Source organism: Zavarzinia marina (assembly GCF_021568905.1).
GTDB classification, from domain to species: domain Bacteria; phylum Pseudomonadota; class Alphaproteobacteria; order Zavarziniales; family Zavarziniaceae; genus Zavarzinia; species Zavarzinia marina.
In genome coordinates, this window is the sequence record NZ_JAKGSB010000002.1 from 477,351 (window position 1) to 498,331 (window position 20,981).

Here is a 20,981-nt window from a genome sequence, read left to right on the forward strand (position 1 = left end):
CCCCGCCACCGGGTACCGAATTTCTGCCCCGCGGGACTCCCCCGCCGGTTGCGTGCCCACCGGTCGCGTGCCGGGAGGCACCCTCTTGCGGGGGCGGCGATCCGGCACGTTGCATGCCGAACGGCGCGCCCTTCAAAATTGGCCGTTCCCCCGCTTTAATCAACCCGCTAATGGCCGCTTTCGACCAATGACGGGTGATCAGTTTAGACGGCCGAAGGCGGCACGCAACCGGCGCGCCGCCTCCAAGTCATGCGTGGCCGGCAATCCTGCCGACCGTCCACGTCAGCCGCGCAGCAGGTCGACCAGCGTGGTGCCCAGCGCCGCCGGCGAATCGGCGACGCGGATGCCCGCCGACTTCAGGGCCGCGACCTTGAAGTCCGCCGTGTCGTTGCCGCCCGAGATGACCGCGCCGGCATGGCCCATGCGGCGGCCCGGAGGGGCGGTGCGGCCGGCGATGAAACCGACGGTCGGCTTCTTCACCTTGTTGGCTTTCAGGAACTCGGCGCCCATCACCTCGGCGTCGCCGCCGATCTCGCCGATCATGATGATCGACTCGGTCTCCGGGTCGGCCAGGAAGAGTTCCAGGCTGTCGACGAAGTTGGTGCCGTTCACCGGATCGCCGCCGATGCCGATGCAGGTGGTCTGGCCGAGGCCGGCCGCCGTGGTCTGCGCCACCGCCTCATAGGTCAGGGTGCCCGAACGGGACACGATGCCGACCTTGCCGCGCTGGTGGATGTGACCCGGCATGATGCCGATCTTGCATTCGCCCGGCGTGATCACACCCGGGCAGTTCGGGCCGATCAGGCGGCTGGCCGAACCGTTCAGGGCGCGCTTCACCTTCACCATGTCGAGGACGGGAATGCCCTCGGTGATGCAGACGATGAGCGGGATCTCGGCGTCGATGGCTTCCAGGATCGCGTCGGCCGCGAAGGGCGGTGGGACATAGATCACGGAGGCGTTGGCGCCGGTCTTCTCGACCGCGTCGTAGACGGTGTCGAACACGGGCAGGCCCAGATGGGTGCCGCCGCCCTTGCCCGGGGTCACGCCGCCGACCATCTTGGTGCCGTAGGCGATCGCCTGTTCGGAGTGGAAGGTCCCCTGCGCGCCGGTGAAGCCCTGGCAGATGACCTTGGTGTCTTTATTGACGAGGACGGACATCAGGCAGCTTCCTTCACGGCCTTGACGACCTTCTCGGCGGCATCCGCCAGATCGTCACCAGAGGTGATGGGGAGACCGGACTCGGCCAGCAGCTTCTTGCCGAGTTCGACGTTGGTGCCGGCGAGGCGAACCACCAGCGGCACCGAAAGGGAGACTTCGCGGGCCGCCGCGATCACGCCTTCGGCGATGACGTCGCAACGCATGATGCCGCCGAAGATGTTGACCAGGATGCCTTCGACGTTCGGATCCGAGAGGATGATCTTGAAGGCTTCGGTCACGCGCTCACGCGTGGCGCCGCCGCCGACGTCGAGGAAGTTGGCCGGTTCGCCGCCGTAGAGCTTGATGATGTCCATGGTCGCCATGGCGAGGCCGGCGCCGTTCACCATGCAGCCGATGTTGCCGTCCAGCTTCACGTAGGACAGCTCGTGCTTGGCCGCCTCGCGTTCCATCGGGTCTTCTTCGTCCGGATCGCGCAGTTCCTGGATGTCCTTGTGACGGAAGAGCGCGTTGTCGTCGAAGTTCATCTTGCAGTCGAGGGCGATCAGGTCGCCGTCTTCCGTGATGACCAGCGGGTTGATCTCCAGCAGCGAGGCATCGGTGTCGATCATCGCCTTGTAGATCGCCTGGACCATCTTCACGCAGGTGCCGACCTGCTTGCCCTCGAGGCCGAGCGAGAAGGCGATGCGCCGCCCGTGATAGGCCTGGATGCCGGCGGCCGGGTCGATCGGCAGGCCCAGGATCTTCTCCGGGGTCTCATGGGCGACGGTCTCGATGTCCATGCCGCCTTCGGTCGAGGCGATGAAGGCGATGCGGCCGGTCTTGCGATCCAGGAGGGCGGCGAGATAGAGCTCGTTCGCGATCTTGGAGCCGTCCTCGATGTAGACGCGCTTCACTTCCTTGCCTTCGGGGCCGGTCTGATGCGTGACGAGCGTCATGCCCAGCATCTTGGCGGCGGTGGCCTTCACGTCCTCGATCGACTTCACGACCTTGACGCCGCCGGCCTTGCCGCGGCCGCCGGCATGGATCTGCGCCTTCACGACCCACACGGGACCGGGCAGTTCCTTGGCGACCTTTTCGGCCTCGTCGGGGGTATAGGCAACGCCGCCCTTGGGCACGGCGACACCGTATTTGGCCAGCAGAGCCTTGGCCTGATATTCATGGATGTTCATGGGGCATCCTGGGTTGGGCTTCCGGGGAGGGCCGCTGTCAAGCGGAGTGGATGCGGGGCAGAGCCGTTATATTCGCTGGTGCCGCACCGCGCAACCGACATGGCCTGACGACCTGGCTTCAAGGATTTCACCTTACTTCGCCTTCTTCGCGATCGATTTCGCCTTCTTCGCCGCGCCCGTCCCGGGCTGGGCCAGCAGTGCCGGCTCCAGCTTGACCATGGCATCGACGAGACCGCGCACGGCGTCGACGGACTTGGCAAAGGCCGTCTTCTCCGAGGCGTTCAGGCTGATCTCGACCACTTTCTCGACGCCGCCCGCACCGATCACCACCGGCACGCCGACATAGAGACCCTTCACCCCGTACTGGCCGTCGAGCCAGGCCGCACAGGGCATGATCCGTTTCCTGTCCTTCAGATAGGCGTCCGCCATCTCGATCGCCGCCGCCGCGGGGGCGTAGAAAGCGGAGCCGGTCTTCAGCAGATCGACGATCTCGGCGCCGCCGTTCCGCACGCGCGTCACGATCTCGCCGATGCGTTTCTTGGTGGTCCAGCCCATCTTCACGAGATCCGGCAGGGGAATGCCGCCGACCGTCGAATAGCGCGGCAGGGGCACCATGGTGTCGCCGTGGCCGCCCAGCACGAAGGCGCGCACGTCCTCGGCCGAGACCTTGAACTCGTCGGCGAGGAAATGGCGGAAGCGCGCGGAATCGAGCACGCCCGCCATGCCTACCACCTTGTTCGGCGGAAGGCCCGACGCCTTCTGCAGGGCGAAGACCATGGCGTCCAGCGGATTGGTGACGGTGATGACGAAGGCATGGGGCGCATAGCGCTTGATGGCATGGCCAGCCGCGACCATGACCTTGGCATTGACCGCCAGCAGGTCGTCGCGGCTCATGCCCGCCTTGCGCGGCACGCCCGCCGTGACGATCACCACGTCGGCGCCGCGAATGACGTCGTAGCTCCTGGCGCCGGACAGGCGGCCATCGAAACCGAGAACGGGAGAGGCTTCGGCGATATCGAGCGCCTTGCCCTGGGGGATGCCGTCGACGACATCGTAGATGGCGACGTCGCCCAGCTCGCGGAGGCCCGACAGCAGGGCGAGCGTGCCCCCGATCTGTCCGCCGCCGATGAGGGCGATCCTGTTACGCGCCATGCCCCACGCTTCCCCACAAATTCACGTGGGGCCGTTACCTAGCGCGATTTGCCGCAGGCCACAAGGTTGGCAAAGGTCGAATCTGGGGGGATGTCCAGGGGGGGCCGCTCCGACCGATCGGGATTCCCGATCCCGCGGGGCGGCGAAGCCGGTCGCTAACGTCCCGCGAGGCCGTCAAGCACGGCGCAATAGGTTTCGATCCATTCGGTCCGCCGGGCCGAAAGCCGGTCGTAGCAGGCGATGGTGGACTCTTCCGCCGCCACCCGCCGCCCTTCGGCGTGGCGCCGGGCGAAGACCCGCGCCAGCCGCACCCCCAGGCGCCGCTCCTCCTCGGTCGAAGGCGGCAGGCCGAGGTGGCGTCCGCCGTTCTGGCCGGCGAGCAGGGCTTCGAGGTCCAGGGGTTCGAAGCCGAGGCGCCAGCCCCGCTCGAAGCTCAGCCACTGCATGTCCTCGGCCGCCGCCTCGACGGTGAAGTCGATGGTCTCCCAGCCGTAGTTCAGATCGCGCATATAGGTGCCGATCATGGTGTTGCCCACGTCGCTGGCTTCGTGTTCCGGACCGCTGTAGGCGGTATGGAAACCGACCGCCGCATCGACGGACATCATGCGCTCGACGCCGGCGGCCCAGATCAGCGCGCAGGCCGAGGCGCAGACCGCCCAGGGCCCGGCGACCGTGCGCGCTCCGCCGCGATAGATCATGCGCCCCATCGCCAGGGCTTCGACGAGGTCGCCGCCGGTGCTGTCGAGAAGGACGAAGGAAATGCCGCCCGGGCGCTTCATGATGCGGTCGAGAGTCGCCTGGTCGCCCGCCTCGATGCTGCCCTGGACGACCACCGCGTCCGCGCCGCGCCCCGATTCGAGCACGGTGAAGTCTGCCGCCCGCAACGGCCCGGCGACGAGGCAGAGCAGAACGAGCAACAGGGCCCGGATCACGGCCCCGCCGCCTCGCCGGAACCATGCCCCAGTGCCAGATAATCGTCCGACTGCATCTCGTTGAGGCGGCTGGCCGTGCGTTCGAATTCGAAGGCGCCGTCGCCTTCGGGATAGAGGCTTTCAGGGGGAGCGGCGGCGGAACAGACGAGTTTCACCCGGGCTTCGTAGAGGGCGTCGATCAGGGTGACGAAGCGCTTGGCCTCGTTCCGCTTCTCGGGCGTCAGGCTGGGGATGTCGTCCAGCACCAGGGTGTGGAACTCGCGGGCGATCGCCAGATAGTCGGCGGGGCCGAGGGGCTTGGCGCAGAGGTCGTCGAAATGGGCCCGGGCGACGCCATAGGCGGCCTTGGGCACCACCACCTTGCGGCCCTGGACATCCAGTTCGACGGAATCGGTGTCGTCGCTCCGGGTGAGATCCGAGAAGGCTTCGTCCAGCGCCTGGTCGGCCTCGGGCCCGAGGGGGCTGAAATAGACCCGATGGCCGGCGAGCCGGGCCATGCGCCAGTCCCGCGCGCCTTCGAGATGAAGGACGTCGAGGGTCTTCTCCAATTCCTCGATGAAGGGGATGAAGAGCGGACGGTTCAGCCCGCCGAGATAGAGATCGCGCGGCGCCCGGTTGGAGGTCGCGACCACCACCACCTGTTCGGACCAGAGGTGATGGAACAGCCGGCCCAGGATCATGGCGTCGGCGACATAGGTCACCTGGAATTCGTCGAAGCACAGCAGGCGCGCCTCGGCCGCGATGTCGCGGGCGACGGCGGGGATGGGATCGTCGCCGCCCCGCGCCGCCCGTTCCGCGTCCGACAATTGGCGGTGGGCGTTGATGCGGGCATGGATCTCCTGCATGAAGGCGTGGAAATGGACCCGGCGCTTCTTCTCGACCGGGGCGCCCCTGAAGAACAGGTCCATCAGCATCGACTTGCCGCGCCCGACGCCGCCGTAGAGATAGAGGCCTTCCGGCGGTTCCTCGTGGCTCTTCCGGGCGCCGGTCAGCCAGCCGAACAGGCCGCGCGCGGCGCGCGCCTCCGCCGGGGTCCAGAGCGCGAGGCGCTGATGCAGGATCTCCAGCTTCTCGATCGCGAGGCGCTGCGCCGGATCGGATTCCACCGTGCCGGCCGCGACGAGGGCCGCATAGGCATCGAGCGGCCCGCTCATGCCGTCATCCCGAAATCGAACATGGACGCCTCCAGCTACTGCCTCCGAATAGCCGGGCCGGGCGGCGGGCACAAGCCCCTGCCGGACCCGTCGTCCGCCCCGCAGATGAATACTGGTCGGTTGATAAGGAAAGTGCTTCACTCCGGCCCGCAACGAAGAAACCGGAGGGGAGCCATGGCCATCGATCCCGAGACGCGGGCGCAATTCATCGAAACCCTGGACCGTTTCGTGCGCGAGCGCCTGCGCCCCGCCGAAGCGCGGGTCGCCGAGGAAGACGCCGTCCCCGCCGAGATCCTGGCCGAGATGCGCGACCTCGGCCTCTACGGCCTCTCGATCCCGGAGGAATATGGCGGTCTCGGCCTCGCCATGAGCGACGAGATCGAGGTGATGTTCACTTTCTGCAAGACCTCGCCCGCCTTCCGTTCCGCCTTCGGCACCAATGTCGGCATCGGCGCGCAGGGCCTGATCATCGACGGCACCGAGGACCAGAAGGCGAAATATCTGCCGAAGCTCGCGACCGGCGAACTCACCTCCTCCTTCTGCCTGACCGAGCCGGACGCCGGCTCCGACGCCGCCTCGCTGAAGACCAGCGCGCGGCGCGACGGCGACGCCTATGTCCTGAACGGCACCAAGCGCTACATCACCAATGCCCCGACCGCCGGCCTGTTCACCGTGATGGCCAGGACCGATGCCGCCAACAGGGGCGCCGGCGGCATTTCCGCCTTCGTGGTCGAGGCCGGCACCCCGGGCATCCGCATCGGCAAGCCCGAGAAGAAGATGGGCCAGCAGGGCGCCAAGATCGCCGACGTGATCTTCGAGGACGCCCGCGTGCCGGCCGAAAACCTGATCGGCGGTGTCGAGGGCAAGGGCTTCAAGACCGCGATGAAGGTTCTCGACCGGGGCCGCCTGCACATATCCTCGGTCTGCGTCGGGGTCGCCTTGCGTCTTCTCGAGGACAGCATCGCCTATGCCACAGACCGCAAGCAGTTCGGCCAGCGCATCGCCGATTTCCAGCTCGTCCAGGCCATGCTGGCCGACTGCCGGACCGAGATCTATGCCGCCCAATGCATGGTGCGCGACGCCGCCGCCCGCTTCGACGCCGGCGAGACCGTCTCGACCGATGCCGCCTGCTGCAAATATTTCGCCTCCGAGATGGTCGGCCGCGTCGCCGACCGCGCGGTGCAGATCTTCGGCGGCGCCGGTTACGTGGCGGATTACGGCATCGAGCGCTTCTACCGCGACGTCCGCATCTTCCGCATCTACGAAGGCACCAGCCAGATCCAGCAGATGGTCATCGCCCGCAGCCTGACGCGGTGATGGGCTGAGCGGTCGTGACGGGCCTCGCCCATATCCGCCTGCCGAACCGGTCTTTGACGCCGAGCCCTCCGGGCATGGGTCTAGGCGCGACGCTGCTCAAGGCGGTGATCATGCTCGGGATCGCGATGCTGGCGGTCGCGGTCGCGGTCTGGCTGGGGCCTGAACTGGTGGCGGACCTGCCTCTGCGCGACGGTGCGCCGCCGATCGAAGCCGGCGTGGCGCGGGAGGCGCGCTGCGGCAATGTCCGCGTTCTGCACCATTGCCGTTTCGTGCTGGAGGCACCGGGCGCGGACGGCGCGGTGATGCGCAGCCGCTCCGCTCTCCTGTTCCTCGCGGGGGCGGCGCCGGACCTTTCCTACCGGGTGGTGGCGGATCCGGCGCGGCCCGGGCGCCTGACCACGTCCCTCGCGCTGGCACGCTATTGGAGTCGGGCGGGGACCTTCGCGGCGATCGAGGCCCTGCTTCTCTTCATCACCATCGCCGGCGCGCGTCACGTGATCGCCGACCGCTTCCGGGGCAAGGCCCTGATCCGCGCCTTTCGGGAAGGCCGCGCGCGGCCCGCCGTGCTGATCCTGGAAAAACGTCACCTCTTCAACTGGCGGGTCCGCGTCGGCGATCCGAAACAGGGCGGCGAGCGCCGCAAATGGCTGGTCGACACCAAGGACGAGCCGATCTGGCTGGACCCCGCCAGCGGCGCCATCCTGGGCATCACGCCCGATGGCGTGCACTTCATGCCGGTCGACGCCCGGGGCCGCTTCCTCGGTCTCGACAGCAATGAAGCGATGGCGCTTCTCGCCAGCGTCGCCGACTATCAGCGTCATGGATGATCTGGCGCCGCTGCATGATTCCGTGACCTGGCTGATCCTGGCCCTCGATTCGGTCGGGATCTTCGTCTTCGCGATCTCGGGCGCCGCGCTGGCGCTGCGCCAGCGGTTCGACCTGTTCGGCGTGCTGCTGCTCGCCTTCGTCACGGCCCTGGCCGGCGGCATATTGCGCGACCTGATCCTGGGGGCGACGCCACCCGAGACCTTCCAGTCGGGCTGGAACGCCGCCGTCGCCCTTTCGGGCGGTGTCTTCACCATCGCGGCGGGCGGCTGGATCGCGCGGCTGGGAAAGCCCGTGCGCCTGTTCGATGCCATCGGCCTCGGGCTCTTCGCCGCGGCCGGCACCGGCAAGGCACTGACCTTCGGGGTCGATCCCTGGATGGCGCCGGCGGTCGGCATGGTGGTCGGCATCGGCGGCGGCATGCTGCGCGATCTTCTCGTGGTCCGCGCCCCCCTGGTGCTCCAGGCCGAGATCTATGCCGTCGCCGCCCTGGTCGGCGGCTTTGCGGTCGTCGCCGCCGAACGGCTGGCCGGCCTGCCACCGCTGGCCGCGCTGATCCTGGGTGCCGCGCTGTGCGTGGCGCTGCGCCTGCTCGCGCTCTATCGCGGCTGGACGCTGTGGCATCCGCCGGCACCGCCGGATCTTTGAGCCCACCGATGGCCGCGCGCGACCGAATGGACGCTTGACCTTCCGCCCCCCGGACGCGATAGAACGCCCCGGGCCTGTATTGCTGCTTTTAAAGACAGATAAGAGGGAGAGTCCGCATGTCCATTCGCTTCGACAATCGCGTCGCCATCGTCACCGGTGCCGGTGGCGGCCTGGGTCGCAGCCACGCCCTCGAGCTCGCCAAGCGCGGCGCCAAGGTGGTGGTGAACGACCTCGGCGGCGCCGTCGACGGTTCGGGTTCCTCGGCCGGTGCCGCCCAGCGCGTCGTCGACGAGATCAAGGCGGCCGGCGGCGAAGCGGTGGCCGACACCAATTCGGTCTCGACCCCCGAGACCGCCGAAGCCCTGGTGAAGACCGCGATCGACACCTATGGCAAGCTCGACATCGTCATCAACAACGCCGGCATCCTGCGCGACAAGAGCTTCGCCAAGGGCGAACTGGCCGACTTCAAGCTGGTGATCGAAGTCCATCTGATGGGTTCGGTCTATGTCACCAAGGCCGCCTGGCCGCACCTGCAGGCCAACAACTACGGCCGCGTGGTCATGACCTCCTCGGCGTCCGGCCTCTACGGCAACTTCGGCCAGGCCAACTACGGCTCGGCCAAGATGGGCCTGGTCGGCCTGATGAACACCCTGAAGCTGGAAGGCCAGAAGAACGACATCCGCGTGAACACCATCGCGCCGGTCGCCGCCACCCGCATGACCGAGAACCTGCTGCCGCCGGCGGTGCTCGAGACCCTGAAGCCGGAACTCGTCACCTCGGGCGTCATGCACCTCGTCCAGGAGAACGGCCCGAACGGCGTGATCCTGGAAGCCGGTGCCGGCTATTTCTCGACCGTGCAGATCGTCGAGGGCACGGGCGCCAAGCTGGGCGCCGAAGCGACCGCGGAAGACGTCGCCGCCGCCTGGGACAAGATCGCGGACATGAGCGGCGCCACCCCGGCCTTCTCGTCCAACGAAAAGCTGGCGCTGATCTTCGCCTGATCGCGTTTCGATGGGAAAACGGCCCGGCTGTGTCCGGGCCGTTTTTCGTTTCAGGCGCCGTAGAGATCGCGAAAGCGTTCTCGCAATGCGTTCTTCTGCACCTTGCCCATGGTGTTGCGCGGCAATTCGTCGACGAAGACGACCGCCTTCGGCTGCTTGAACCTGGCGAGCCGGCCCGAAAGCGCCGCCAGGATCCCCGCTTCGTCCGGCGCGGCCCCCTTTTCCGGCACCACCACCGCCGTCACCCCCTCGCCGAAATCGGGATGGGGGACGCCGATCACCGCGCTTTCGAGGACGCCGGGCAGGGCGTCGATCTCGCCCTCGACTTCCTTCGGATAGACGTTGAAGCCGCCGGTGATCACCAGATCCTTGCCCCGGCCGACGATATGGACATAGCCATCCGCATCGATCCGGCCGAGATCGCCGGTGATGAAGAAACCATCCGGGCGGAATTCCGTCGCCGTCTTCTCGGGCATGCGCCAATAGCCCTTGAAGACGTTCGGGCCCGCGACCTCGATCATGCCGATCGCGCCGGGCGCCACGGCGGCGCCGGTCTCGGGATCGGCGATGCGGAGCGAAACCCCCGGCAACGGAAAGCCGACGGTGCCCGGCACCCGCGCCCCGTCATAGGGGTTGGAGGTGTTCATATTGGTCTCGGTCATGCCATAGCGTTCCAGGATGGCATGGCCGGTGCGGGCTTCGAAGGCGCGGTGGGTCTCGGCCAGCAGCGGCGCCGAGCCCGAGATGAAGAGGCGCATGGAAGCGACCGCGTCCCGCGTCAGCCCGCCCTCGGCGAGGAGGCGGGTATAGAAGGTCGGCACCCCCATCAGGCTGGTCGCGCGCGGCATCAGGGCGATCGCCTCCGCCGGATCGAAGCGCGGCAGGAAGAACATCGACGCCTTGGCCATCAGGATCACGTTGCTGGCGACGAAGAGGCCGTGGGTGTGGAAGATCGGCAGGGCGTGGATCAAGACGTCCTGGCCCGAGAAGCGCCAATGATCGACCAGGGTCGCGGCATTGGAGGCGAGATTGGCGTGGGACAGCATCGCCCCCTTGGAGCGCCCCGTGGTGCCCGAGGTATAGAGAATGGCGGCGAGATCGTCCGGCCCGCGCGGGATGTCCTCAAAAGCGTCCGGCGCGCCGGCCGCCCGTTCCATCAGACTGCCGTCGCCCGCCGCGCCCAGCGTCATGCAGCATGCGCCGACGGCTTTCGCCAGCGGTGCCACCACCGCCTCGCGATCCGGCGCCACCACCACCACGCGGGGTTCGGCATCGCCCAGGAAATAGGCCAGTTCGTTGGCCGTATAGGCGGTGTTCAGGGGCAGGAACACGGCGCCCGCACGCACGCAGGCGAGATAGAGCATGAGGGCGTCGACACTCTTCTCGACCTGGACCGCGACCCGATCGCCCGGCACCACGCCGAGCCCGACCAGAGCCTGGGCGAGGCGGGCCGTTCGCGCCGGGATCTCGCCATGGGTCATGGCGGGCGCACCGCCATGGGCCTGGATGAAGACCCGCGCCCCGTCCCCCGGGCCCGGCTTCAGCAGGTCGTAGAGGTGATTGCTCACGATTGGGCTTCCTTCGCCCGGCCCTCCCCACGGGTGCGGCCGAAGCCGCCGATGCGGAACCGCCCGCCGCCGCTGGTGCCGGTCTCCGGCTCCGGCGGCGGGCGCAGCAGGGCGTGGACGGCGGGCGAGGCCATGACCTCGCCCCGCGTCACCAGGGCTTCGTGATTGGCCTCGATCTGGTCGAGATCGTAGAGGTAGTTGACCATGACGCCGAAGGACTGGCGCAGGCCATTGGCCGAGCGGTCGCCCAGGGGATTGATCCGCTCGAGCCGCGCGCCATTGCCCAGGTGGAAGCGCGCCACCGGGTCGATCACGCGGCCCTCGCGGCTGCGCGCCTTCAGCATGTAATGGGCGCAGGCCCGCGCCAGCGCCGCATTGGCGCCCCGCGTGGCCTCTTGATCCAGATACCAGTCCGGCCGGTCGAGGGCGTCGAGCGCGGTCCGCTCCCACGGCGTCAGGAAGGCGCCGTCGCCATCCTCGTCGGCGCGGACGCGGGCGATCCAGCGCGCCAGGCCCGGCACCGGCGACAGGGTGACGAAGGTGCGCACGTTCGGCAGTTCGCGGCGCAGCTCCTCGACCACCTGCTTGATCAGGAAATTGCCGAAGGAAATGCCGCGCAGCCCCTCCTGGCAGTTGGAGATCGAATAGAACACGGCCGTCGTCGCCGCCGTCGGGTCGATCTGCTCGCGCTGTTCCGCCAGCACGCCCTGAATGTCGCCCGGAATGGCGCCGGCCAGCGCCACTTCGACGAAGATCAGCGGATCGTCCACCAGTTGCGGATGGAAGAAGGCATAGAGCCGGCGGTCGGCCGGCGCCAGGCGGCGGCGCAGGTCGTCCCAGTCGTGGATCTGATGCACCGCCTCGTAGCGGATGATGCGTTCGAGGACATTGGCCGGCGTCGACCAGTCGATGCGGCGCAGCACCAGGAAGCCGCGGTTGAACCAGGAGACGAAGAGATGCTCGAAATCCGCGTCCAGCGCCGGCAGGGTCGGATCCTGGGCGCGGATCTTCAGGAGGAAGGCGCGCATCTCGACCAGCAGGGCGGTACCCCCGGGGGCGAGGTTCAGGCGGCGCATGACCTCCTGGCGGCGCGGCTCCGACGCGCGCTGGAGCGCGGCCAGGGTGGAGGGCCCGGGGTTGTGGCGATAATCCTCGATCGCGGCCTCCAGCCGGTCGATGCGGGGGCCATAGGCGCGCCCCAGCAGCAGCAGGAAATCCGCCTTGCCCTCGTCGCCGGCATTGCGCCACAGCTCGAGGATGCGGCGTGCCAGCGCGATGCCCGAAGCCTCGCCCCGGCCCGACAGCAGGGCTTCGACCAGGGGCGCGAAATCGGGCCGCGCGGCGCCCGGCAGCGCCCCGCCCGAGCGCCGTTCCCCGAGGCCGCGGCCACGGTTGCGGATCGTTTCCAGAAGGTCGGAGAAGAAACCCGACGTACTCATGACCGTCTCCTCGCTCTGCGCCGCCAGCATGCGGGGCCCGGCGCCCGCCTTCAAGCCCCGCGCGGCGCATGACCGCCTCCCGTCCCGCCATCGGAACCGACGGCGCCGGCCAGGGTTTCTCCTGAACATGGAAAGCTCCTCTTTCCGCCTTGCTTTGGCCCATCTGGTGAACCACCTTGCGCCCCATGACGACCACGAACGATCCGCGAGACAACGCCTTCGCCATCCCGACGCGCCGCAACCTGCTCGGCCTCGCGCTCGGCTTCGGCGCGCTCGCCGCCGCCCTCCGGCCGGGGGCCGCCCTTGCCGCCCTCGGCGACCGCGACAAGGCCGACATCGCCCGCGTCGAGACGCTGTTCAACGGCATCGAGACGATGGAGGCGCGCTTCACCCAGGTCGATTCCAACGGCGGCTATGCCCAGGGCCGGCTGCTGCTGCGCCGCCCGGGGCGCCTGCGCTTCGAATATGACGCGCCGACGCCCCTGCTGATCGTCGCCGACGGCACCTGGCTGGTCGTCTACGACAAGGAGATCAAGCAGGTCGACCGCTATCCCCTGGGGCGGACGCCGATCGGCGTCCTGGTGCGGGACCATGTCTCCTTCGCCGACGGGCTCGAGGTGACCGAGATCCAGCGCGACGCCCAGGCCTTCGCCGTCTCGGTGATCGATCCCGACCACAAGGACGACGGCAAGCTGACCCTGGTCTTCACCGAGAACCCCTTCGAATTCCGCCAGTGGCAGGTGCTGGACGCCCAGGGCATCACCACCGTCGTCTCGCTGGAGGATATCCGCCGGGGCGGCAGCTTCGATCCGAAGCTCTTCACCTTCATCGACCCGCCGGGCGCGACCGCCAGCCGCCACGACCGCTGACCGTCGCCGGCCCGCCGCCGGGCGCAGGGCGGACCCGCGAGCGATCCGCTTGCCGCCTCTTCCGGCGCCGTGGTAGCGATTGCACATGGCAAGATCCTTCGCTCCCATCATCGGCATTCCGGCCTGCACGCGGGCGCTGGACGGCCACCCCTTCAACGTCGTCGGCGAGAAATACATCGCCGCCGCGGCCTATGCCGCCAGGGGCCTGCCCCTGCTGATCCCGAGCCTGCCCGAGCCCCTGGCGCCCGAGGCCGTGCTCGACGCGATCGACGCCCTGCTGGTCACCGGCAGCCCGTCCAACATCCACCCCGCCCGCTACCAGGGCGAGGCCAGCCGCCCCGGCACCCAGCACGACGAACAGCGCGACGCCACCACCCTGCCCCTGATCGCCGCCGCGATCGCGCGCGGCATGCCGGTCTTCGCCATCTGCCGGGGCCATCAGGAACTGAACGTGACCCTAGGCGGCACGCTGTTCCAGCATGTCCACGAGTTGCCCGGCCGGCTGGACCACCGCGCGCCCGAGGGCAAGCCGATCCCCGAGCAATACGGCCCGGCCCACAAGATCACGGTGACGCCCGGCGGCCTGCTGGAACGCCTGATCGGCGCGCCGGAGGCCATGGTCAATTCCCTTCACGGCCAGGCGATCGACCGCCTCGCCCCGTCCCTGAAGGTCGAGGCGGTGGCGCCCGACGGCACGATCGAGGCGGTCTCGGCGCCGGACGCGCCCGGCTTCCTCGTCTCGGTGCAATGGCATCCGGAATGGCGCGCCCTGGAAAATCCGGTTTCCATGCGGCTCTTTGATGCATTCGGCGCCGCCGCCCGGCACTATGCCGAAAGGCGCAAGGAAGAGGGCGGTCATGTCGCAGCTTGATGTCTGGCTTCGGGAACGGCACATCACCGAGGTCGAGTGTCTGGTCCCTGATATTTCGGGCGTCGCCCGCGGCAAGATCCTGCCGACATCGAAATTCCTGAAGAACCAGGCGGACAGTTCGTTGCGCCTGCCGGAATCGATCTTCTCCCAGACCGTCACCGGCGACTTCATCGACAGCGAAGTGACCAATCCGACCGAGCCCGACATCATGCTGCGGCCGGATCCGGACACGCTCTCCCTCGTGCCCTGGTACGAGGATCCGACGGCCCAGGTGATCAACGACTGCGTCTATCGCGACGGCGAGCCGGTGCCCTTCGCGCCGCGCCAGGTGCTGCGCCGGGTGATCGATCTCTATGCCGCCAAGGGCTGGAAGGCGATCGTGGCACCCGAGCTGGAATTCTATCTCTGCGCCCAGAACATCGACCCCGACTATCCGCTGCAGCCGCCGATCGGCCGTTCCGGCAGGGCCGAGACGGGCAGCCAGTCCTACGGCATCGACGCGGTCAACGAGTTCGACCCGATCTTCGAGGACGTCTATCAATATTGCGACGCCCAGGAGTTGGACGTCGACACGCTGATCCACGAGGCCGGCCGCGCCCAGTGCGAGATCAACTTCAATCACGCCGACCCGATGTCCATGGCCGACCAGGCCTTCATGTTCAAGCGGACGGTGCGCCAGGCGGCGCTGCGCCACGGCGTCTACGCCACCTTCATGGCCAAGCCCTATTCCGAGGAACCGGGCAGCGCCATGCACATCCACCAGTCGGTGGTGGACGTGAAGACCGGCCGCAACCTGTTCTCGGATGCGGACGGCAACGATACCAAGCTCTTCCACGCCCATATCGCCGGCTTGCAGAAATTCCTGCCGGCGGCCATGCCGCTGATCGCGCCCAACGTGAATTCCTATCGCCGGCTGACCCGCTTCATGTCGGCGCCGATCAACCTGCATTGGGCGCGGGAGAACCGGACGGCGGGTCTGCGGGTGCCGGAATCCGGGCCCGAAGCCCGCCGGGTCGAGAACCGCGTGCCGGGCGCGGATGCGAATCCCTATCTCGTCATCGCGGCTTCTCTGGCCTGCGGCTATATCGGCATGGTAAACCTTCTGGAGCCGACCGATCCGATCAGCGGCAGTGCTTACAGCCGGAAATTCGCCTTGCCCCGCTATCTCCCCGATGCTTTGAACAAGCTGAAGGGCGCGTCGGAGCTGGCCGAGGTTCTGGGAGAGAAATTCGTGACCCTGCTCATGGAAGTGAAGCAGGCAGAGCACGACGAATATCAACAGGTGATCTCCGCATGGGAACGCGAACATCTACTGCTGAACGTCTGAGCCCGGATCTGGATGGGGACATGACCCCGTCGCGCCTGGACGTTCCCCTGCGGGAACGTCTGATCGTCGCCCTGGACCTGCCCCGCGTGCTCGACGCGCGCAACATGGTCGCGGCCCTCGGCGACGAGGTGGTGTTCTACAAGCTCGGCCTGCAGCAGGTGTTCGGCGGCGGTCTCGGCCTCGTCGACGAATTGTTCCGCCTCGGCAAGAAAGTGTTCCTGGACGCCAAGCTGACCGACATCGCGGCGACCGTCGGCAACGCGGTCACCAATATCTCGCGCAGCGGCGCCGAATTCCTGACCGTGACCGGCGATGCCCCGATCGTCCGCGCGGCGGCGGACGCCCGCAGCAAGGCGGGCGCGCGCAAGCCCCTGATCCTGGCCGTGACCGTGCTCACCTCCCTCGACCAGCAGGATCTGGCCGACATGGGCTTTTCCATGCCGCTGGAGGATCTGGTGGCCCATCGCGCCCTGAAGGCCAAGGAAGCCGGCGCCGACGGCGTCATCGCGTCGGGCTTCGAGGCGGCGAAGCTGCGCGCCCTGCTCGGCCCCGACATGCGCATCGTCACCCCGGGCATCCGCTCCGCCGACAGTCCGAAGGACGACCAGAAGCGCGTCATGACCGCCGGGGAGGCGATCCGCGCCGGCGCCGATCATGTAGTGGTCGGCCGCGACATCCTGCGCAGCCCCGATCCCGCGAAGAAGGCCCGCGCCATCCTCGACGACATCGCCGGGGCGCTTTAAGCCCGGCTCCCCTCCATACGCGTCATCCCGGCGCAGGCCGGGATCTCATGACGAGAGAGGCGCCTCCTCCTGCCGAAGGTCCCGGCCTGCGCCGGGACGACCGCAGAAATTAGAGACGCCCCTTCCCTCAGACCCGCTCGAAGATCGCGGCGATGCCCTGGCCGCCGCCGATGCACATGGTGACGAGACCATAGCGGCCGCCGGTGCGGTGCAGTTCGTAGATCGTCTTCACCGTGTTGATGGCGCCGGTCGCCCCCACCGGATGGCCGAGCGCGATGCCCGAACCGTTGGGGTTCACCTTGGCGGGATCGAGACCCAGTTCCTTGGTGACCGCGCAGGCCTGGGCCGCGAAGGCTTCGTTCGATTCGATGACGTCGAGATCGCCGACCGAAAGGCCGGCCCGGGCCAGCGCCGTCCTCGTGGCGGGCACCGGGCCGATGCCCATATGGGTCGGCTCCACGCCCGCATGGGCATAGGCGACGAGGCGGGCCAGCGGCTTCAGACCGAGACGCTTCACCGCCGCTTCGGACGCCAGCACGGTCGCCGACGCGCCATCGTTGATGCCGGACGCATTGCCCGCCGTGACCGTGCCGTCCTTGCGGAAGACCGGGCGCAGGCCGGTGAAGTCCTCCGGCTTGGCATCGGCGCGGAAATGTTCGTCGGTGTCGAAGGTCACGGGCTTGCCCTTCACCTTCACCTCGATCGGCAGGATCTGGTCCTTGAAGTAACCCCGGGCGACGGCATTGGCGGCGCGGCGGTGGGATTCGAGGGCCAGCGCATCCTGCGCCTCGCGGCCGATCTGATGGCGTTCGGCGACATTCTCGGCGGTGATGCCCATCAGGATGTCGTTGAAGGGATCGGTCAGGGCGCCCGACAGCATGTCGCGCATGGCCGTATCACCCATCTTGGTGCCGAAGCGGGCACCGGAAACCTGATGCGGCGCCCGCGTCATCACTTCGGCGCCGCCGCCGACGGCAACCTCGTAATCGCCGAGCGCGATGCCCTGGGCGGCCGATATGATCGCCTGCACGCCCGAGCCGCACAGCCGGTTCAGGGTGAAGGCCGGGGTTTCCACCGGAATGCCGGCCTTGATGGCGGCGACGCGGGCCAGATACATGTCCGCCGGCTCGGTCTGGATCACCTGGCCGAAGACCACGTGACCGACTTCTGCGGCCTCGACCCCGGCGCGGTTCAGCGCCTCGACCGTCACCGCGGTGCCGAGATCCCCCGGGGCCTTGTCCTTCAGGGAACCGCCGAACGTGCCGATTGCCGTGCGCACGCCGGATACGACGAAGACTTCGTTCACCACCATCTCCTCTTTCTTGTCGGCGGGACTATACACAGCGCCCGGCAGGCGCCAAACCGTCCAAACGAGTGGGGTATGGGCAAGAAAAACCCCGCCCGGCGGCACCGGGCGGGGTTCGAACCCTTGGACCTTCCGGTCGGGGATCAATCGTCGTTGTCGGCTTCCTCGTCGAACAGCTCGTCCTCGTATTCGAGTTCGGCGATCAGCAGCACCGCCGAGTCGCCCTGGTCGTCCTCGATCACGTCGATCGCGCCGATCTCGTAGACGTCCACCTCGTCCTCGTCGAACGGCATGGCGAGACGCAGCTCGGTGTCGCCGTCGACCTTCGACAGTTCGGCAATCAGCTCGGAAACCTTCATAGCCCCAATCCCTTCTAGGCAGGATTCGCGATCCTTCGGCCGACCATAGCCGAGCCTTGTTGCAAGTCGAGGACTATCTGAGAGCGCCGGTACATTCTCAATCGAGGCGCCGCAGATGGGCCGGCGTAACCCCCTTGCAAGATCCGCCCATGACTTTCGTCAGGTGCGGCGGGAAGGTCATGACCACCGTGCTTTCGAGGTCGATCGCCCCCGGCGCGGCCACGGCGACCACGAAGCCCATGTCCATGGTGAAGGCCTGTTCGGTCACCATGTCGGACAGGTCGCCGACACCGCGCCAGCGGTTCGGCCCCTCGCGCGTCCAGGTGACATTGTAGTCGGCGCCGAACATCACCTGTTCCGGTTCGAACGGATGCTTGAAGGTCAGGGCGCGGGTTTCCGCCGGCATGGCCCGGCCCGACAGAAGCTGCGACACCATGGTACGGATCGACTCGTTGCAGCCCGAGAAATCGGTGGTGCCCTGGGTCAGTTTCCAGGTGCCGTCGCGCGGCTGGATCGCCCCCGCCATGCCGGCCTCGGCGGGTGCCGGATCGTCGAAGAGGTCGATCGGCTGCGCCTCGGTCTCGCGGGCGATGGGGGCGGGATCGGCATCCGGCTTGGTCAGGTCCCTGGCCATGGGCTTGCCCGTGCCGCCATAGCCCCGGTCGACGGCGTCCGGCGCGTCGTTCGACCAGCGCGCCGGCTTGCCGGGTTCCAGGATCAGGATCGTGGCACCCCCGCCTTCGGGCGGCGGCGTGATCCCGGTCAGGGCGGCGTAATCCTGATCGGTCATGCCGGGGCGGGTATAGACGGTCACCCCCTGACCATCGTCGCGCGGGACCGCGATCACCAGGGGTTCCGCCGCGAGGGCGGAGGTGCCACCGAGCAGCAGGCCGGCAAGGGCGAAAATCCGGGTATTGCGCATCATCATTCTCCCTTCGCGGCGGCGTTCAGCAGGGCATCGATATCGGCGGGGGTGAGCTTGCGGCCCTCGCTCAGGGATTTGCCTTTCAGGGAGGCGGCGATCGCATCGAAGGCGACGGCGGCCTCATCCGGCACCTGGGCGCTGCGGCACAGGCGGCCGGCGCCAGTCTCCGCGCAATGGGGCACGGCCATGGCCGCCGCCGGCGGGTTGAGGACGAAGGTTTCCGGCGCGACGCCGGGCCCGGTGAAGCGGGCCGTCACCCCGTCCGGCCCCTCGGCCGGATAATCGGTGAACCAGCCGCCCGGCAGGGTGAAGGCGATGCCCGTCGGCTCATCGGTCACCGTGCAGGCATCGGGGCCGGGGCAGGCATGGCCGACATCCTCGCCCAGCCCCATCTCGCTCATGTCCTCGCCCTCGGGCGCGGGTGCCGCGGGCGCTGCGGGTGCGGTCGGGACCGCGGCCCGTGCCTTGGCCGCCGCATCCACAGCCGCGGCTGCGCCGCCGTCAATGGCGGGAACGGCGGCGGCGCCGGGCGACACCGAAAGGCTTGCGGTCGCGATCGCCACCCGCTTGCCATTGGGGCCTTCGAGGATATAGCGAACCTGATAGGTGCCGGGCGCATCCGGCGCGGTCAGCGTGCCGGGCCCCGAAACGTCGCGGGTGTAGAAATAGGAAAGTTCGCCACTGGTGTCGGTGTAACCCTCGGGCACGAGATCGACGTAATCGCCATGTTCCGCCGGCCCCGACCACTGGACCGGGAATGCGGCGCCCGGCCGGACGGCGGAAGGCAGAGCCAGCGTGGCCTTGGCCTGCGTCACCGAAAGCGGCGCCGTATAGCGCACATGGCGCCCGTCCGCTCCTTCCAGAACCAGGCGGATATCATAGTCGCCGGCATCCACCGGGGCCTGGATGGTCAGCGGATTGCCGGCCGACAGATAGGTATAGGACAATTCGCCCGAGGTTTCGGTGTAACCATGGGGAACGATGTCGATGTAATCCTGATAATCACCACCGCCGCCGTCACGGCCGCGCCACGAGATCTCGAAGCTCTGGCCGCCATTGGCCTTGGCCGGGGCGTCGAGATAGAATTCGAGGTCGGTGATCTCGATCGCCGTCTCGGCCAGGACCGTATGCTGGCTTTCGCTGTCATGGACATAGCGGATGACGAAGGCGCCGGTCTGGGCCGGCAGCTTCAGCTTGGCCGGCTGGCCGTCGCGGACATAGGCCCAGGACAGGGAACGCCTGGCGTCCGTTCCCGGCACCACCACGTCGATGTAATCGTCCTTGCCGGCGGGACCGGTCCAGGCGACCTCGATCACCGAGGTCATGGGGGCCTTGGCCGGCGCCGTCACCGTCGCGGGCGGCGGCGGGGGCGGTTCGGGGGCCGGCGGCGGCTCGGGCGGCGACGGCGGCGCCTCCGCCAGCACGGTTTCCGTCATCGCTTCGGCCAGCGTGGCGGCATCGCCCGCCTCGATGTAGCGCCCGCCCGTATTTTCGGCGAGACAGGCGACCTGCCTGCCCTCGTCCTTCGACAGGCCGAAGCCGATGACATGGGCGGTGAAGTCCAGCCCCGCTTCCTCGAGCGTGCGGCCCAGGGCGCAGGGGTCGGCGCCGCAGGTCTCCAGCCCGTCGGTGACCAGCACCACGGTCGCCTTGTTCTCGGTATAGCGAAGGGATTCGGCGGCCCGGCGCACCGCTTCGGAGAGCGGCGTCTTGCCGAGAAACTTCATGCCGTTGACGGCCGTCAGGATGGCATCCGCCGTGCCCTTGGCCGCCGGCACCACCAGTTCGATATCGGCGCAATTGCCCTTCTCGCGGTGGCCATAGGCAAGGAGGCCCAACTCCCGCTCCGCCGGCAGGCGCGACAGCACGTCGGCCACGGTCTCGCGCGCGATCTCCAGCTTCGGCCTTCCGTCGATCTGCCCCCACATCGAGCCGGAGCCATCCATGACAATGATGGTGCGTCCCTCGTCCGCCGCCGCCGCCGTGGCGACCAGCGCCAACAGGCCACTGGCGATGATGGAACAGATTCTTGGCGTCATGCCGTTTCCCCCCCCAAGTCTAGACGGCATCCGCCGCGAATCCCGTTTGCCGCGTAAACATAAGGTCGGGAGACGCTCTGTCTCCCTCAAAAATTGCGATCGGCCATATTCGCCGGACCATTTGTGACGGCGCGCACATCGCGGCGACACGACTGCATCTATACGGAACCCGGGGGCGG

General features: G+C 68.1%; 19 protein-coding genes. 8 read left to right on the forward strand and 11 right to left on the reverse strand.

What is annotated here, in order from left to right; genetic code table 11:
• Window positions 1-282: 282 nt before the first annotated feature.
• From sucD to zapE, 5 genes are all read right to left on the reverse strand, one after another.
• Window positions 283-1,158: a succinate--CoA ligase subunit alpha gene (sucD, locus tag L2U69_RS08070; RefSeq protein ID WP_236106272.1), complete on the reverse strand. Its 876-nt coding sequence runs from the start codon at window positions 1,156-1,158 to the stop codon at window positions 283-285.
• Entirely contained in the window at window positions 1,158-2,327 is a 1,170-nt protein-coding gene (gene sucC / locus L2U69_RS08075; RefSeq protein WP_236106273.1) for an ADP-forming succinate--CoA ligase subunit beta, read from the reverse strand. The genes sucD and sucC overlap by 1 nt, the downstream gene beginning before the upstream one ends.
• Before the next feature lie 132 nt (window positions 2,328-2,459).
• Entirely contained in the window at window positions 2,460-3,479 is a 1,020-nt protein-coding gene (mdh, locus tag L2U69_RS08080; RefSeq protein WP_236106274.1) for a malate dehydrogenase, read from the reverse strand.
• A 155-nt stretch (window positions 3,480-3,634) separates the two neighbouring features.
• Complete coding sequence (locus tag L2U69_RS08085; RefSeq protein WP_236106275.1) at window positions 3,635-4,411, reverse strand: hypothetical protein; 777 nt, start codon at window positions 4,409-4,411, stop codon at window positions 3,635-3,637.
• Window positions 4,408-5,565: a cell division protein ZapE gene (gene zapE / locus L2U69_RS08090; protein WP_236106276.1), complete on the reverse strand. Its 1,158-nt coding sequence runs from the start codon at window positions 5,563-5,565 to the stop codon at window positions 4,408-4,410. The genes L2U69_RS08085 and zapE overlap by 4 nt, the downstream gene beginning before the upstream one ends.
• A 174-nt stretch (window positions 5,566-5,739) precedes the next feature.
• On the opposite strand from zapE, the gene L2U69_RS08095 reads away from it, so the two are divergent.
• The 4 genes from L2U69_RS08095 to L2U69_RS08110 all read left to right on the forward strand — a co-directional run bounded on the left by L2U69_RS08095 (window position 5,740) and on the right by L2U69_RS08110 (window position 9,356).
• Complete coding sequence (locus L2U69_RS08095; protein WP_236106277.1) at window positions 5,740-6,882, forward strand: acyl-CoA dehydrogenase family protein; 1,143 nt, start codon at window positions 5,740-5,742, stop codon at window positions 6,880-6,882.
• Window positions 6,883-6,956: 74 nt separating this feature from the next.
• Window positions 6,957-7,709: a hypothetical protein gene (locus L2U69_RS08100; protein WP_236106278.1), complete on the forward strand. Its 753-nt coding sequence runs from the start codon at window positions 6,957-6,959 to the stop codon at window positions 7,707-7,709.
• Entirely contained in the window at window positions 7,702-8,355 is a 654-nt protein-coding gene (locus L2U69_RS08105; RefSeq protein ID WP_236106279.1) for a trimeric intracellular cation channel family protein, read from the forward strand. The genes L2U69_RS08100 and L2U69_RS08105 overlap by 8 nt, the downstream gene beginning before the upstream one ends.
• A 116-nt stretch (window positions 8,356-8,471) precedes the next feature.
• Complete coding sequence (locus L2U69_RS08110) at window positions 8,472-9,356, forward strand: SDR family oxidoreductase (RefSeq protein ID WP_236106280.1); 885 nt, start codon at window positions 8,472-8,474, stop codon at window positions 9,354-9,356.
• A gap of 50 nt (window positions 9,357-9,406) precedes the next feature.
• Here the strand turns inward: L2U69_RS08110 and L2U69_RS08115 are convergent, their stop codons facing one another.
• Both L2U69_RS08115 and L2U69_RS08120 read right to left on the reverse strand, forming a co-directional pair.
• Window positions 9,407-10,924 carry a malonate--CoA ligase gene (locus L2U69_RS08115; protein ID WP_236106281.1) on the reverse strand — a complete coding sequence of 506 codons (1,518 nt, stop codon included), beginning with the start codon at window positions 10,922-10,924 and terminating at the stop codon, window positions 9,407-9,409.
• The gene (locus L2U69_RS08120) at window positions 10,921-12,363 is read right to left on the reverse strand and encodes a malonyl-CoA decarboxylase (RefSeq protein ID WP_236106282.1); all 1,443 of its coding nucleotides are present in this window, start codon (window positions 12,361-12,363) and stop codon (window positions 10,921-10,923) included. Before L2U69_RS08120 ends, L2U69_RS08115 begins: the two co-directional genes overlap by 4 nt.
• Before the next feature lie 185 nt (window positions 12,364-12,548).
• Here L2U69_RS08120 and L2U69_RS08125 point away from each other — a divergent pair, with 185 nt between their 5' ends.
• From L2U69_RS08125 to pyrF, 4 genes are all read left to right on the forward strand, one after another.
• The gene (locus L2U69_RS08125) at window positions 12,549-13,232 is read left to right on the forward strand and encodes a LolA family protein (protein ID WP_236106283.1); all 684 of its coding nucleotides are present in this window, start codon (window positions 12,549-12,551) and stop codon (window positions 13,230-13,232) included.
• A gap of 85 nt (window positions 13,233-13,317) precedes the next feature.
• Entirely contained in the window at window positions 13,318-14,103 is a 786-nt protein-coding gene (locus tag L2U69_RS08130; protein ID WP_236106284.1) for a gamma-glutamyl-gamma-aminobutyrate hydrolase family protein, read from the forward strand.
• Window positions 14,090-15,430 (forward strand): glutamine synthetase family protein, encoded by a 1,341-nt coding sequence (locus L2U69_RS08135; RefSeq protein ID WP_236106285.1) that lies wholly within the window; start codon window positions 14,090-14,092, stop codon window positions 15,428-15,430. The genes L2U69_RS08130 and L2U69_RS08135 overlap by 14 nt, the downstream gene beginning before the upstream one ends.
• 20 nt (window positions 15,431-15,450) lie before the next feature.
• Window positions 15,451-16,173 (forward strand): orotidine-5'-phosphate decarboxylase, encoded by a 723-nt coding sequence (gene pyrF / locus L2U69_RS08140; RefSeq protein ID WP_236106286.1) that lies wholly within the window; start codon window positions 15,451-15,453, stop codon window positions 16,171-16,173.
• 127 nt (window positions 16,174-16,300) lie between these two features.
• Here the strand turns inward: pyrF and L2U69_RS08145 are convergent, their stop codons facing one another.
• The 4 genes from L2U69_RS08145 to L2U69_RS08160 all read right to left on the reverse strand — a co-directional run bounded on the left by L2U69_RS08145 (window position 16,301) and on the right by L2U69_RS08160 (window position 20,802).
• The gene (locus L2U69_RS08145; RefSeq protein WP_236106287.1) at window positions 16,301-17,485 is read right to left on the reverse strand and encodes an acetyl-CoA C-acyltransferase family protein; all 1,185 of its coding nucleotides are present in this window, start codon (window positions 17,483-17,485) and stop codon (window positions 16,301-16,303) included.
• Window positions 17,486-17,622: 137 nt separating this feature from the next.
• Window positions 17,623-17,838 (reverse strand): hypothetical protein, encoded by a 216-nt coding sequence (locus L2U69_RS08150; RefSeq protein ID WP_236106288.1) that lies wholly within the window; start codon window positions 17,836-17,838, stop codon window positions 17,623-17,625.
• A 97-nt stretch (window positions 17,839-17,935) separates the two neighbouring features.
• Window positions 17,936-18,766 carry a hypothetical protein gene (locus L2U69_RS08155; RefSeq protein WP_236106289.1) on the reverse strand — a complete coding sequence of 277 codons (831 nt, stop codon included), beginning with the start codon at window positions 18,764-18,766 and terminating at the stop codon, window positions 17,936-17,938.
• Complete coding sequence (locus L2U69_RS08160; protein WP_236106290.1) at window positions 18,763-20,802, reverse strand: vWA domain-containing protein; 2,040 nt, start codon at window positions 20,800-20,802, stop codon at window positions 18,763-18,765. The genes L2U69_RS08155 and L2U69_RS08160 overlap by 4 nt, the downstream gene beginning before the upstream one ends.
• Window positions 20,803-20,981: the final 179 nt, after the last annotated feature.

Coding starts and splice junctions, on each gene's coding strand:
- L2U69_RS08155 (WP_236106289.1), bottom strand. CDS start 18,766: ATGATGATGCGCAATACCCGGATTTTCGCCCTTGCCGGCCTGCTGCTC.
- L2U69_RS08100 (WP_236106278.1), top strand. CDS start 6,957: ATGGGTCTAGGCGCGACGCTGCTCAAGGCGGTGATCATGCTCGGGATC.
- L2U69_RS08105 (WP_236106279.1), top strand. CDS start 7,702: ATGGATGATCTGGCGCCGCTGCATGATTCCGTGACCTGGCTGATCCTG.
- L2U69_RS08130 (WP_236106284.1), top strand. CDS start 13,318: ATGGCAAGATCCTTCGCTCCCATCATCGGCATTCCGGCCTGCACGCGG.
- zapE (WP_236106276.1), bottom strand. CDS start 5,565: ATGAGCGGGCCGCTCGATGCCTATGCGGCCCTCGTCGCGGCCGGCACG.
- L2U69_RS08125 (WP_236106283.1), top strand. CDS start 12,549: ATGACGACCACGAACGATCCGCGAGACAACGCCTTCGCCATCCCGACG.
- L2U69_RS08110 (WP_236106280.1), top strand. CDS start 8,472: ATGTCCATTCGCTTCGACAATCGCGTCGCCATCGTCACCGGTGCCGGT.
- L2U69_RS08120 (WP_236106282.1), bottom strand. CDS start 12,363: ATGAGTACGTCGGGTTTCTTCTCCGACCTTCTGGAAACGATCCGCAAC.
- pyrF (WP_236106286.1), top strand. CDS start 15,451: ATGACCCCGTCGCGCCTGGACGTTCCCCTGCGGGAACGTCTGATCGTC.
- L2U69_RS08150 (WP_236106288.1), bottom strand. CDS start 17,838: ATGAAGGTTTCCGAGCTGATTGCCGAACTGTCGAAGGTCGACGGCGAC.
- sucC (WP_236106273.1), bottom strand. CDS start 2,327: ATGAACATCCATGAATATCAGGCCAAGGCTCTGCTGGCCAAATACGGT.
- L2U69_RS08160 (WP_236106290.1), bottom strand. CDS start 20,802: ATGACGCCAAGAATCTGTTCCATCATCGCCAGTGGCCTGTTGGCGCTG.
- L2U69_RS08135 (WP_236106285.1), top strand. CDS start 14,090: ATGTCGCAGCTTGATGTCTGGCTTCGGGAACGGCACATCACCGAGGTC.
- L2U69_RS08095 (WP_236106277.1), top strand. CDS start 5,740: ATGGCCATCGATCCCGAGACGCGGGCGCAATTCATCGAAACCCTGGAC.
- mdh (WP_236106274.1), bottom strand. CDS start 3,479: ATGGCGCGTAACAGGATCGCCCTCATCGGCGGCGGACAGATCGGGGGC.
- sucD (WP_236106272.1), bottom strand. CDS start 1,158: ATGTCCGTCCTCGTCAATAAAGACACCAAGGTCATCTGCCAGGGCTTC.
- L2U69_RS08145 (WP_236106287.1), bottom strand. CDS start 17,485: ATGGTGGTGAACGAAGTCTTCGTCGTATCCGGCGTGCGCACGGCAATC.